13 protein-coding genes are annotated in these 11,959 nt (G+C 70.3%); 5 read left to right on the top strand and 8 right to left on the bottom strand.

The features are described from left to right. Position 1: 1 nt before the first annotated feature. From CCN37_RS18220 to CCN37_RS18210, 3 genes are all read left to right on the top strand, one after another. Positions 2-1,438, top strand: a complete 1,437-nt coding sequence (locus tag CCN37_RS18220; protein WP_086822198.1) for a glycoside hydrolase family 3 protein — start codon at positions 2-4, stop codon at positions 1,436-1,438. Beyond that, positions 1,435-2,475: an SIS domain-containing protein gene (locus CCN37_RS18215; RefSeq protein WP_086822195.1), complete on the top strand. Its 1,041-nt coding sequence runs from the start codon at positions 1,435-1,437 to the stop codon at positions 2,473-2,475. Before CCN37_RS18220 ends, CCN37_RS18215 begins: the two co-directional genes overlap by 4 nt. A gap of 99 nt (positions 2,476-2,574) precedes the next feature. After that, positions 2,575-2,910, top strand: coding sequence for a hypothetical protein (locus tag CCN37_RS18210; protein WP_086822193.1), 336 nt, complete (start codon positions 2,575-2,577; stop codon positions 2,908-2,910). A 141-nt stretch (positions 2,911-3,051) separates the two neighbouring features. Here CCN37_RS18210 and CCN37_RS39055 read toward each other — a convergent pair whose 3' ends face one another. The 6 genes from CCN37_RS39055 to nagA all read right to left on the bottom strand — a co-directional run bounded on the left by CCN37_RS39055 (position 3,052) and on the right by nagA (position 6,962). After that, the gene (locus tag CCN37_RS39055) at positions 3,052-3,339 is read right to left on the bottom strand and encodes a hypothetical protein (RefSeq protein WP_143261668.1); all 288 of its coding nucleotides are present in this window, start codon (positions 3,337-3,339) and stop codon (positions 3,052-3,054) included. A 6-nt stretch (positions 3,340-3,345) separates the two neighbouring features. Then, positions 3,346-3,813: an NAD(P)-dependent oxidoreductase gene (locus CCN37_RS18205; protein WP_168200724.1), complete on the bottom strand. Its 468-nt coding sequence runs from the start codon at positions 3,811-3,813 to the stop codon at positions 3,346-3,348. Next, complete coding sequence (locus CCN37_RS18200; protein WP_086822187.1) at positions 3,810-4,247, bottom strand: nuclear transport factor 2 family protein; 438 nt, start codon at positions 4,245-4,247, stop codon at positions 3,810-3,812. The genes CCN37_RS18205 and CCN37_RS18200 overlap by 4 nt, the downstream gene beginning before the upstream one ends. A gap of 21 nt (positions 4,248-4,268) precedes the next feature. Then, the gene (locus CCN37_RS18195; protein ID WP_086822185.1) at positions 4,269-4,895 is read right to left on the bottom strand and encodes an FMN-dependent NADH-azoreductase; all 627 of its coding nucleotides are present in this window, start codon (positions 4,893-4,895) and stop codon (positions 4,269-4,271) included. A gap of 100 nt (positions 4,896-4,995) precedes the next feature. Then, positions 4,996-5,472, bottom strand: coding sequence for a hypothetical protein (locus CCN37_RS18190; RefSeq protein WP_086822182.1), 477 nt, complete (start codon positions 5,470-5,472; stop codon positions 4,996-4,998). A gap of 263 nt (positions 5,473-5,735) precedes the next feature. Then, a complete protein-coding gene (gene nagA / locus CCN37_RS18185; protein ID WP_086822179.1) occupies positions 5,736-6,962 on the bottom strand; it encodes an N-acetylglucosamine-6-phosphate deacetylase in 1,227 nt (408 codons plus the stop codon). Between the two features lie 253 nt (positions 6,963-7,215). Between nagA and CCN37_RS18180 the strand changes: the two genes are divergently transcribed. Beyond that, positions 7,216-7,893, top strand: a complete 678-nt coding sequence (locus CCN37_RS18180) for a FadR/GntR family transcriptional regulator (protein ID WP_086822272.1) — start codon at positions 7,216-7,218, stop codon at positions 7,891-7,893. A 115-nt stretch (positions 7,894-8,008) separates the two neighbouring features. Next, positions 8,009-10,858: a BREX system ATP-binding domain-containing protein gene (locus CCN37_RS18175; RefSeq protein WP_086822176.1), complete on the top strand. Its 2,850-nt coding sequence runs from the start codon at positions 8,009-8,011 to the stop codon at positions 10,856-10,858. 71 nt (positions 10,859-10,929) lie between these two features. Here CCN37_RS18175 and CCN37_RS18170 read toward each other — a convergent pair whose 3' ends face one another. Beyond that, positions 10,930-11,244, bottom strand: a complete 315-nt coding sequence (locus CCN37_RS18170) for a hypothetical protein (protein WP_086822174.1) — start codon at positions 11,242-11,244, stop codon at positions 10,930-10,932. 162 nt (positions 11,245-11,406) lie between these two features. Beyond that, entirely contained in the window at positions 11,407-11,943 is a 537-nt protein-coding gene (locus CCN37_RS18165; protein ID WP_086822171.1) for a M23 family metallopeptidase, read from the bottom strand. Positions 11,944-11,959 lie beyond the last annotated feature (16 nt).

The raw sequence follows: 11,959 nt of genomic DNA, 5'->3' as shown, positions 1-11,959 counted from the left end.
AATGGAGCTCCGACAGCTCGTGGATTCCGTGCTGCTGCCCGGTTTCCTCGGTACGACACCCCCGGACTGGGTGCGGCGCCGGATAGCGGAGGGACTCGGCGGCGTGGTGCTGTTCGCGCGCAACGTCGTCGACGACTCGCAGGTAGCCGCGCTGACGGAGACCCTGCGCGCCGAGCGGCCGGACGTGGTGGTCGGCATCGACGAGGAGGGCGGCGACGTCACCCGCCTCGACGCCGCGACGGGATCGCTGGTGCCGGGCAGCTTGGCGCTCGGGGTCGCCGACGACGTCGCGATGACCTCGGCGGTCGCTGCGGCCCTCGGCGCGCGGCTGGCGGCCTGCGGGGTGACCGTGGACCTCGCCCCGTCCGCCGATCTGACGCTCACCCCGGACGATCCGATCATCGGAGTGCGCGCGTTCGGCTCCGACCCGCACCGAGCCGCCGCGCACGTCGCCGCCTACGTCTCCGGCATGCAGAGCGCGGGGATCGCGGCCTGCGCCAAGCACTTCCCCGGCCACGGAGCGTCCACAGTGGACTCGCACCACACGCTCCCGGTGCTGCCGAGGACGGAGCGCCAGCTGTGGGAGACCGAGCTGGTGCCGTTCCGCGCGGCGGTCGGCGCGGGGGTGCGCTCGATCATGAGCGGTCACCTCGTCGTGCCGGACTGGGGTCCTGAGCCCGCGACCACCAATCGGCACGCGCTGACCGAAGTGCTGCGCAACCAGCTCGGATTCACCGGCGCGGTGATCACCGACGCGCTGGAGATGGGCGCGGTCGCGGGCACCTCCGGCATCGCCGAGGGTGCGATCCAGGCGCTCGTGGCTGGCGCTGACCTGCTGTGCGTCGGCGGCGAGCTGGCCGACTCCGACGTCGTGGACCAGCTCGCGGCGGCGATCATCGCGGCCGTGCGCTCGGGCGTACTGCCCGAGGAGCGCCTGGTCTCGGCGGCTGCGCGAGCGCGTTCGCTCGGTGGCCCGGTGTCACCGTCCGGCGCGTGGGACCCGGCCCTGGGCATGCTCGCCGCGCGGCGGGCGCTGCGGGTGACCGGCACACCGACGCTGAACGCTCCACCGCTGGTCATCGACGTGGAGGTGGCTCCGACCATCGCGGCGGGGCCGGTGCCGTGGGGCCTCGGCCCGCACCTGGCACAGCTGGTCCCGGGCACCGAGGTCGTCCGTTCCTCCGGTGAGCTTCCTCCGGTGTCCTCCGACCGGCCCGTCGTTGTTGTGACCAGGGACGCCCACCGGCATCCTGAGGCTCGCGATCTCGTGCTCAGCCTGACTAAGATTGGTCTAGACCTGGTGCACGTGGAAACGGGCGTTCCCGGTCCCGACCTGGGCAGTGCCGCCCGCATCGACACCCACGGCGGTTCGTACGTCAGCCTGCGCGCCGCCGCCGAGCTGCTCGCCGCGCACGCGGCGGGGGAGGACAGCCGATGACCAGCCAGCCTGGCCGCCACATGACGGCGGAGATCGCCGAGCAACCGGTCCTGTTCGACAACCTGGTGCGCAGGGCGGCCGAGATCGCCGCGGTCGCCGAGCAGATCAAACGGCGTGCGCCGCGCTTCGTGCTGCTCGCCGCGCGCGGCTCCAGCGACCACGCCGCGCTGTACGCGAAGTACCTCATCGAGGTGCTGCTGCAACTGCCCGCCGGGCTGGTGTCCGCGTCGACCACCACGCTCTACGGCGCGCAGCCCGACCTCACCGACGTCCTGCTGATCACGGTCAGCCAGAGCGGCGGCTCCCCCGACCTCGTCGAGGTGACCGAGTCGGCCCGCCGTCGCGGCGCGCTGACCGTCGCGGTGACCAACACCGACGACTCCCCGCTGAACCAGGTCGCGGAGCTGTCCGTGGACGTGGGCGCCGGCAAGGAGCACGCGGTCGCGGCGACCAAGACCTACAGCACCACCCTGCTGGCGCTGTACCTGCTGATCGACGCCATTCGCGGCGGCAAGGCGGAGTCCGCGCTCGACATCGGCGCGCTCGCGAAGTCCACTTTGGACGGTGCGGAGCCCGCCGTCGCCGAGGCGGTGCAGCGCTACCGCTTCGTCGAACGCATCCTCGCAACGGGCCGCGGCTACTCCTACGCCAGCGCGGCCGAGGCGGCGCTGAAGCTCGCCGAGACCAGCTACCTGGCCGCGCGTGCCTACAGCGGCGCGGACCTGTTGCACGGCCCCGTCGCCGCGGTCGACGGAGAGACCGCCGTGCTCGCGGTGACCAGTGCGGGCAAGGGCGGCGACGCGATGCGCGAGGTCCTTGAGGTCGTGCGTTCACGCGGAGCCGACGTGTGCGCCGTGGGTTCGGCGTCGGCGGATGTCGCGGCGGCGCTGCGGATCGGTGTGCCGCTGTGCCCGGAGGAGCTGTCCCCGGTACTGGAGATCCTGCCGTTGCAGCGGCTCGCGCTCGGCCTAGCGCTCGCGCGCGGCGGCGACCCCGACAGCCCGCGCGGATTGCTCAAGGTGACTAAGACGCGTTAGCCACCCGTTCTGGTTGCTCTTGGAAGAGAACCCGCGCCGAATTCGCCCGGCTCCGAAGAGAATGGGCGAATTCGGCGCAACGGGTTTACCTTGCCCCGCATGAAGACCTTCTCCGTCATTGGTGCCCTGGCCGCGATCCTGTGCGTTCTCAACGCTCCCGACGCGCGCGCCGCCGACGCCAACGGCTGCACCATCAGCATGAACTCCGCGAAGACCGGTACCAGTGGAACGTGCAGCGGTCACGGCATCAAGAAGTTCCGCCTCCACGTGGATTGCGTCACTTCCGACGCCGGACCGGTCACCGTCGTGAGCACCGACCTGATCAAGGCCGGCACGAAGGCGTCCGTGACCTGCCCCAAGGGCAAGAAGATCTGGTTCAACAAGCACGCGGGCACTTCGGGCGCGTACTCCTACGGTTACGTCCTGACGTACTGATCCTTCAGCCAGGCCATGTAGTCGACCAACCCCGTTTCCAGACTGTGCTCGGGCACGTACCCGAGTTCGCGCTCGGCAACGGTGAGGTCGAAATCCCCGAGCCGGTCGCTTCCAGGAACCGGCCCGGGACCGAGTTCGATGTCAGCTACCCGGAACGAGTGCGCGCACACGATCGGCGATCTCGGCGAGCGTGACGTGCACTCCCCCGCTGATGTTGTAGACCCAGCTGGTGAGCTGTTCAGCGGACAGCGCCAGCACACCTGCAGTGGCGGCATCGGCGACATGAATGGGTAACGTCCATTCATCCGCCCCATAAGGGAGCCGCAACGGATGCCGCTCCACGGCTGCGACCGCAATGGCTTGCAGTTCCGTGGGGAGCACCAGTCCCGGGCCGTACACCTCGGTGACGCGCAGACTGACGACTTCCACGCCGTACTATTCGCGCCACACATCGCCCAACAACTCACCGGTGACCTTTGTGACGCCGTAGGGCGTTGTGGGGCGCAACGCGTGGTCTTCGCGAACAAACCCTTCCGCGTTCCCATAAGCGCGTTCCGACGAGTAGTTGACGATCCGCGTGACACCGGTGATGCGTGCCGCTTCGTACAGGTTCAGCGTCCCAGTCACGTTGGCGTGGAAAGTCGCCGTGGGAAAGCTCAGGCTGAGCTTCGGGTGTGACTGTGCCGCCGTGTGCACGATGCGGTCCACGTCGCGCGCGTTGATAGCGGCCAACATCCGGGGCAAATCCCCGAGATCGCCCTGTACGTGCGTGACCGACTCCGTGTCCGGCGGTGGACTGGAACGGTCGTAGGTCACCACGCGGTGCCCGAGGCTCGTCAGCTGTTTCAGCAGCCGTTTGCCGACGAGCCCCGTGCTTCCGGTGAGCAGAACGGAGCCGGTCACGACGCGATCTCCGGCAACTCCGGAATCGCGTCGTAGTCGATCGCGAGCTCGGAATCGGCGCCGAAGGGGTGGTCGATGACGAAGCGCCACGAGCCGTCGGCCTGCTTGCGGACGACCTCGCAGCCGTGGTGCTTCAGCTCGACCGTCTCGCCGTCCGGACCGGTTCCGGTGATCCGCCACTGCGAGCGCAGCAGCGCGATGTCCCCGGACTGCGTGACGTGGTGGACGATCAGCTCCATGCGCGGGTTGAGGCCCACGTAGCTCGCCATGACCTCGCGGACGGCGACGCTGCCCGTGGCGAGGGTGCCACCCGCCTCGGGGAGCCTGCGGACGCTGGCGCCCTGCTCGTAGAGGTTGGTCGCGGTGTCGAGGTCGTTGGCGTTGAAGGCGTGCGCCAGCAGGTAGTCCACGTCTTCGGGGCGGGTGGCGTGCATGTCGGGACTCCTTTGGTCGTCTTAGAAGGACTTGCCGAGTTCGCGCGCCTGCGCGTGCGCGTCCGCCCGTGCTGCGTCCGCGTCACCGGTCAGCGTCGGGTGGAACCGGATCTCGCTGAGGTCGGTGATGCCGGTCCACCGGAGCCAGTCATTGAAGTAGGTGGACTGGAAGTCGCTGCCGAAGCCCGGCGCGATCCCGGGCGCCCACACCGCGCTCGTGTAGACCGTCGCGACCTTCTTGCCACGACCGGCCAGCAGGTGCTGGTACCCCGTTTCCAGGTCAACGCCGAAGACCCACCCCGGCTGACTCACCACGTCGATGAACTGCTTGAGGACATAGGGAATCCCCGAGTTCCACATGGGCACGCTGAACAGCACGCGGTCCGCGGCGTCGAACCGGTCGAAGACCCGGCGCGCGGCAGCCCACGCGTCGCCCTCCTCGCCCTGTGGCTCACCGCCGCCGAAGACCGTCATCTTGGCGCGGGCGCCCGCCGCGAACTCGGGGAGCGAGCCGTCCCACAGGTCCCAGTGCTCGACCTGGTCCTCGGGGTGGGTCTCTCGGTACGCCTCGATGAACTGCCGCGCGATCCGCAGCGACTCCGACGCCTCACCGCGCGGCGAGGCGGAGATGTGCAGCAACGTGCCCATCGCCTGACTCCTCTCAATCGGACCATAGTCCGCTTAATCTCGAGGTCGACGATAGGCGCGCGAAACCCCTGGGGTCAACCCCAAATGGACCACGGTCCGATTACCCGGCGGCGAGCCAGTCGTCGGTGTCGCGGTGACGGCCCAGCCCGACTGCCTCGAACTCGTCGAAGTACTCGTGCCTGGCGGCTCCGAGTTGCCGAAGCGCTTGGGAGACAGGGCTTCCAATGGCCGGGAACGGTTCACCCTCCGCCAGCCCCAGAGGTCCAAGGACCACCTTTCCCGCGTTCCACACCTGCGCGACCTGTGTCCCGTCGCCGCCGAAGAACTCAGCCTCGACATAGGCCACGGGCCCCTTCGCCGAGCACGCTGCCAGCGCACTGCCGAAGCCAAGGGGCGCCTTCCAGAATCCATCGAGTTCCGGAGCCCCGGGGACGGTGATCGCATCGAAGAACGCTGCGGTCATGGGCAACAGCGACAGGTGTTGGCCGAGGGGCACGATGCGCGCCTCCGCGACGATGCCGGCCAAGTCGCGAAGTACGAGTTCGCTGGCGATGACCGCCTCCAGGCAATACCCCATGCCCACATTGTCGTCTGGCAGGCGAGGTGCCGAGTTCGACCGGCTGCGGCGGCACACCCCCAACGTGCCCAAGGGTTTCGGCGCACCTCAGGGCACCTGGCGCGGGTAGTTGTCCACATCGGAGGTGGTTGTCCACAGATCCGCGACGAGGTCGGCCCTCCCCGCTCCGGAGCCCGCATCATCGAGACGAGGGCACTGGAGCGAGGAGGGCCGATGGCAAATCTGTGAGGGTCTGGCGGGAAGACCGGTGAGCGAACTCTCGGTCAGCGACCGGCGGCGGGCAGGCGCGCCTGCTCGGTCCGGGCGCTGCCGTGGCGGGCGACGCGACCGTCACGGGCGTCGAAGGCGACCTCGCCGTCCACCCACACCTGACGCGGCCGCAGTTGGGTGTCCCACCAGACCAGGTCGGCGACGGCACCGGGCTCGATGCGGCCGAGCCCGGGCTCTCCGAGGGCGTTCGCGGGCACCGTGCTCGCCGAAGCGAAGACCACCGCGGGGTCGACGCCGAGGGAGACGATGTTGCGAACGGCCCGGTCCATGGTGAGCGCGCTCCCCGCGATGGTGCCCTCGGGAGAGCGCGGAACACCCTCTTCGGTCAGCAGCACGTCGCAGCCGCCGAGCTGGTACCGGCCCGGCGGCATCCCGGCGGCGGCGACCGCGTCGGTGGTCAGCGCGACCCGCTCGGCGGCCGCGTTGAACACCAGGCGGCACACGTCCGCGTCGACGTGGGCGAGGTCGGCGATCAGGCCGAGGGTGAAGCGCTCGTCGACCAGCGCGGTGCCGGGGACGCCCGGCTCGCGGTGGCCGAGCCCGCGCTGGGCGTTGAACAGGTGCGTGACCATGGCCGCCCCCGCGTCGGCGGCGGCCTTGGTCTCCACCCCGGTGGCGTCGGTGTGGCCGACCGACACCAGCACTCCGGCCTCGCTCAGCCTGCGGATCGCCGCCAGTCCGCCCGGGCGCTCCGGCGCCAGGGTGAGCACGCGCAGCGCGGCGCGCAGCCGCTCGTCGTCCAGCAGCTGGTCGATGGCGGCGGGCGTCGGGTCGGCCATCAGGTTCGGGTCGTGCACGCCGTGCCGCAGCGGCGACAGGAACGGGCCTTCGAGGTGCAGTCCGAGCGGCCTGGCGGCGGGGCGGTCCGGCAGGGCCGCGATCGCGTCCAGCACCGCGTGGGACTGCTTGACGATCGTGTCCACCGGCGCGGTGATCAGCGTGGGCACGAACCGGGTCACCCCGGTCTGGGGCAGGGCTGAGGCGACGGCGGCCATGCTCTCGGCGTCGACCTCGGCGAAGTCCACGCCGACCGCGCCGTTGATCTGGACGTCGACCAGACCGGGGGTGAGCGTCCCGTCCTCCAGGACGTGCGTGACGCCCGTGCTGGGCGGTTGACCCACGCTGACGTCGGCGATCCGGCCGTCCTGGATGCGGACCGTCACCGGGCCGACCAGCTCCCGACCGAGCAGTGCGCGCTGAGCTGCGACAACGGCGTCCAAACTGCCCTCCCAATGGTTTAGACCATTATGCGGGTCGGAATCGTGTCAGTCCAGTGAATCCTTCACCAACATGGGAGGAGAACAGAAAAAGCCCGCCTCGTCGAGGGGGCGGGACGAGGCGGGCCTCGCCGAGGTTACGCCAAATGGAGCAGTGCGCGCCACGGGAACCGCGCGGGGCTGTCGGCCGTCGACCCTACGATGCCAGACATCGGAGGTCTTCCCCGTCGACCTCCCCGAGCACCCGGGAGTGGCCGTGGCCGTCACCGACGATGCGATCCTGCGGGTCCGCTCCATGATCGCTTCCGGCGAGCTGCGCCCCGGCGACCGGCTGCCCCGCGAGGCGGACCTCGCGGAACGGCTCGGTCTGTCCCGGAACTCGTTGCGCGAGGCGGTGAAGGCGCTGTCGCTGGTGCGCGTGCTCGACGTGCGCCAGGGCGACGGCACCTACGTGTCCAGCCTGCGGGCGGACGAACTGCTCGGCGCGCTGTCCTTCGTGCTCGACCTGCACCGGGGCGACGAGTCGGTACTGGAAGTGCTCGAAGTGCGCCGGGTGCTCGAACCCGCCGCGGCGGCCATGGCGGCGACCAAGGCCAGCGCGGAGGACATCGCCGCGCTCGAAGCGCTCTGCGAGCAGAGCGAGCGGGCCGACTCGGTGGAGCGCTTGGTCGAGCAGGACCTGGAGTTCCACCGGCGCATCGCCCAGATCTCCGGCAACGCCTACCTGGCGCGACTGCTGGACACGCTCGCCGGGCCGACCGTGCGGGCGCGCATCTGGCGCGGCATCAGCCAGGGTGGCGCGACGGACCGGACCATCGCCGAGCACAGGTCGATCATCGCCGCACTCGCCGCCGGAGAGCCGGAGCTGGCGCGCTCGTGGTCGACCGTGCACGTGGCCGGTGTCGAGCAGTGGCTGCGCGAGATCAGCGAGTGACGTGCAGTGCTCAGGGCCGCGCAGCTTACGCCACGCTCTGAACAGCAGGAAAGGGTTTGCTTCGAGTTCCCGATGCACCCTGTTGGCCCAACGGGGCGCGAACTAGCTTCGGGTCATGAGTGAGGCGCCTCCGGCGGTTGTCGGTCGCGAGCGGGAACTGGGGCTGATCTCGGCCTGCCTCGACCGGGCGGCGCGGGGCGGCTCCGCGGTGCTCGTGATCGACGGGCCGAGCGGCGCGGGCAAGACCACGTTGCTGCGCTCCGCCGCCGAGCGGGCGCGAGCGGCGGGCTTCCTGGTGTTGAGCGCGCAGGCGTCGACGGTGGAGCGCGACTTCGCCTTCGGCGTGGTTCGCCAACTCCTAGAACCCGGCGTGCTCGTTGTCGCGGAGTCCGAGCGGCGGGCGTTGCTGTCGGGCTTGGCGGAGCCCGCTGACCGGGTGCTCGGCATCTCCGGCGGCGCGGTCCAGCAGGCTCCGGGGCCGGACGTGTACGCCACGCTGCACGGGCTCTACCACCTCGTGGTCAATCTCGCGGCGCGGCAACCGGTTCTGCTGACCGTGGACGACGTGGAGCAGACCGATGTCGGCTCCCTGCGGTGGCTGGCCTACCTCGCGCGGCGCTTGGGCTCGCTGCCCGTGGCGGTGGCGATGACCGTGGGCGCGGGAAACGGCTTGTCCGACCCGACGCTGCTCGCGGGACTGACCGTGGACGCCACGCGGCTCACCGCGGAGGGGTTGGACCACGGTGGCTGCGAGGCGTTGATCGAGCACGAGTTCGGCGAGGCGCCCGCGTTGGAGTTCACGGCAGCCTGCCGGAGTGCGACGGGCGGAAACCCTTTCCTGGTCAAGGAACTGGCGAAGGCGCTCGCTTCGACGGGCACGCGTCCGACGTCGGCTTCGGCGCGGGAGCTGCACGACCTCGGGCCCGCTCAGCTCACGCGGACCGTGCTCACGCGGTTGCGGGCGCGGGACCCCGCTCTCGTGGCGGTGGCGCGCGCGGTGGCGGCGCTCGGCGAACCGGAACTCGCGGTGGCGGCAGCGGCGGCGGAGCTGGACCTCGCCGAGGCGGGTGCGGCCGTGCACACCCTGGTGGCCCGAGGGGTGTTCCGGCCGGGCCCGGCGCTGGCCTTCGAGCACTCGATCGTCCGCGCTGCGGTCGCGGCGGATTTGTCCACTGTGGACTACGAGCAGGCGAGCGCGCGGGCGGCGCGGTACCTCCACGATGCGGGTGCGAGTGCTGGTCAGATCGCGCCGCACCTGCTGCGCACGGGTGTCGCGCGCGGAGCGTGGGTGGTCGGTGTGCTGGAGCGGGCCTGCCGCGAGGCGATGCTGGGCGGGGCTCCGGACGTCGCCGCGGCCTGCCTCCGCCGGGTGCTGCGCGAACGGCTGCCGGAGCGGGAGCGCTCGGCGTCGCTGTTCCAGTTGGGCGTCGCGGAGCTGAGCCTGGACCCGCAGGCCGCGTTGGACAACCTCACCGAGGCGCACGCCCGCGCGCTCGATCCGTTGGCGAGGGCGGACATCGCGGTGGTGCTCGCGCAGGAGCTGGCGGAGCGGGAGCGCTACACCGAAGCCACGGAACTGCTGGACGCGGCGGCGAGCGAGGTCCGCCCGGTGAACCAGGACGTGGCGGTGCGGTTGGAGCTGTGCTCGGTCTGCGTCTCGCTCGACTCGCACCACGTGGTGTCGGTGCTAGCGGACCGGCTCGACCGCATCAAGGAGTACGACGACCTGCCGCCGGAGACCGTGCGCTTCCGCGATGCGCTGCTGACGTTCCTCGCGGCGGTGGACGGGGACTCGTGGGGAGCTGTCTCGGCGGCGGTGACGGCGTCCTGGGCGCAGCGGGTTCCCCCACGCTCCTGGCAGGGCACGCCGTGGGACGTCACGAGCGGCTGGCAGTACGTCTACCTGGCCATCTCGTTGATCGTGACCGAGAAGTTGGAGCTGGCCGACCAGTACTGCTCGGAGATGCTGACCGCGACCACCGCTCTCGGGCTCTCGTTGGGCAGCGCGGCCTCGGAGGCTTTGCGAGCGCAGGCGCGATTCCGCGCGGGCGCGCTCGCTGAGGCTGAGGACGACGCGCGGTCGGCGCTCGCGGTGCTGGACGAGATCCGCACGGGGACCAGGACCGCGACGATCTTCGCGTTGTCCACCCTGGTCGAGACGTTGATCGATCGGGGCCAGGCCGAGGCCGCCGCGACCGAGCTCGACCAGCGGGCGCTCACCGGAGAGCTGCCGCCTTCGTGGCGCTACAACTACCTCCTGCTGTCCCGGGGGCGGCTCTGGCTCGCGCTCGGTGATCCTCGGCGGGCCCTCGCGGATGTGCTGGAGTGCGGTCGACGCTATGCGCAGCGCGGGATGTCGGGTCGGGCGCCGCTCGCGTGGCGGATGCTGGCGGCGCTCGCGCACCACGCGCTCGGCGAAGCCGAAGCAGCGCGTGAGATGGCCGCGGTGGAGCTGGCGCACGCGCGGGAGTGGGCGGGGCCGGTGCGGCTCGGAGTCGCGCTCCGGGTGTCGGGCGTGGTCGCCGAAGGACCGGAAAAGCTCGCCCTGCTCATGGAATCGGCCTGCACGCTCTCGTCGTCGACGTTTCGGCTTGAGCGGGGGTGGTCGCTGGCGGAGTTGGGCGCGGAGCTGGTGCGGGCGGGGCGCGCCGATGAGGCCGAGCCACATCTGCGGTCGGCAAGGGAGATCGCGACGGCGTGCGGCTCCGACGCGCTGGCGGCGGCAGTGCGCGATGCTCGGGGCGGCGTCGGGGTGAAGCGCTGCGCCAGCGGTGGATTGACTCCGCATGAGCGCAGGATCGCGGATCTGGCCGTGCGGGGCATGACCAACCGAGAGATCGCCGAGGCGTTCCTGGTGACACGGCGCGCGGTGGAGCAGCACCTCACGCACGTCTACCGCAAGCTCGGTATCAACCGGCGCTCACAGCTCGGAATCGCGCTCCAGCGAACGGATCTCGGCAAGTAGGCGCACGAGACGGCAGGCGTCCCTCGGGGAAAGGACGCCTGCCGCTCGATGTGGCACTTAGAGGGCAGTTCTCAGAGAACGATGACGGTGTTGGCCACGAGCGAGCCGTCCACCTTGAAGCACAGCACCTTCACCTTGACGCCGGCGACCAGCTTGCCGGTGATCTCGGTGGCGGAGGTGAGCTTCACCGACGCGGAGGCACCCGTGCTGAGCTTGACGTTCAGCTTGCCCGCACTCACCGAGACCACGGTCGCGCTGTCCAGCACGATCTCGGCGGACGCGGTCGCGGTGCTCCCGGCGGCAGGGGCCGCGAGCGCGGTGCCCGCACCGAGCAGAACCGCGCCGGAAACGGTGATCGCGGCGAGAAACTTCGCGGAAATCGACATGTCCCCACTCCTTGTGGTCGAAGTGCTGTGCTTGCCAGTGCCAGGCAATGGTGAATCGCGAAAACCGTTGCTCACAACGGAGAAAGCCGAAGCACTGGGGGCTGTCGATCACCGCTTCGGTACCGGTGTCCTCCTTCGGTGTTCCGCAGGTGCCAGCAGGTGTCAGCAGTTGTTGCTGCGGAGGTTGAACGGGCGGTTCGGGCTCATCGTGTACTCGACGCCGTTGAAGATGGGCTTGACCCATTCCCCGTTCTCGCCGTTGTTGTTGCCGTTGGCATCGCGGAGCAGCTCGTAGTGCAGGTGCGCGACGCTGGTGTTGACCTTGCCGACGGTGCCGATGCGCTGGCCGCGCAGGACCCGGTCGCCGACGTTGACTGTCCGGATGCTCATGTGCAGGTACAGGGTGAACCAGCCGTCGCCGTGGTTGATCTCCACACCGCCGGAGCGCGGGTGGATCTCGTTGACCACGCCCGGTGCGGCGGCGACCACGTGCGCGCCCTCGGTCGGACCGTTGACGTTGAACATGTCGATCTTCTTGTCGTCGGGCGCGTGCCCGGCGTAGGTGGTCATCGCCCAGACCTGGCCGCAGGGGAACGGCAGCTGGAAGTTCGGGCGTGGAGCAGCGGAAGCGTTGCCGCTCAACAAGGTCAGCGACAGAACGCTGGCGGTGGCCAGCGCGATCACAGGGTTCTTCTTCATTGTTGGGCTCCTCGGC

This window comes from Allokutzneria sp. NRRL B-24872 (assembly GCF_002155965.1).
GTDB lineage: Bacteria > Actinomycetota > Actinomycetes > Mycobacteriales > Pseudonocardiaceae > Allokutzneria.
The sequence above is the reverse complement of the archived record's forward strand: the minus strand, read 5'-3'. Positions and strand labels throughout refer to the sequence as shown.

Coding starts and splice junctions, on each gene's coding strand:
- CCN37_RS18220 (WP_086822198.1), top strand. CDS start 2: ATGGAGCTCCGACAGCTCGTGGATTCCGTGCTGCTGCCCGGTTTCCTC.
- CCN37_RS18215 (WP_086822195.1), top strand. CDS start 1,435: ATGACCAGCCAGCCTGGCCGCCACATGACGGCGGAGATCGCCGAGCAA.
- CCN37_RS18210 (WP_086822193.1), top strand. CDS start 2,575: ATGAAGACCTTCTCCGTCATTGGTGCCCTGGCCGCGATCCTGTGCGTT.
- CCN37_RS18200 (WP_086822187.1), bottom strand. CDS start 4,247: ATGCACGCCACCCGCCCCGAAGACGTGGACTACCTGCTGGCGCACGCC.
- CCN37_RS18195 (WP_086822185.1), bottom strand. CDS start 4,895: ATGGGCACGTTGCTGCACATCTCCGCCTCGCCGCGCGGTGAGGCGTCG.
- CCN37_RS18190 (WP_086822182.1), bottom strand. CDS start 5,472: ATGGGGTATTGCCTGGAGGCGGTCATCGCCAGCGAACTCGTACTTCGC.
- CCN37_RS18175 (WP_086822176.1), top strand. CDS start 8,009: ATGAGTGAGGCGCCTCCGGCGGTTGTCGGTCGCGAGCGGGAACTGGGG.
- CCN37_RS18170 (WP_086822174.1), bottom strand. CDS start 11,244: ATGTCGATTTCCGCGAAGTTTCTCGCCGCGATCACCGTTTCCGGCGCG.
- CCN37_RS18165 (WP_086822171.1), bottom strand. CDS start 11,943: ATGAAGAAGAACCCTGTGATCGCGCTGGCCACCGCCAGCGTTCTGTCG.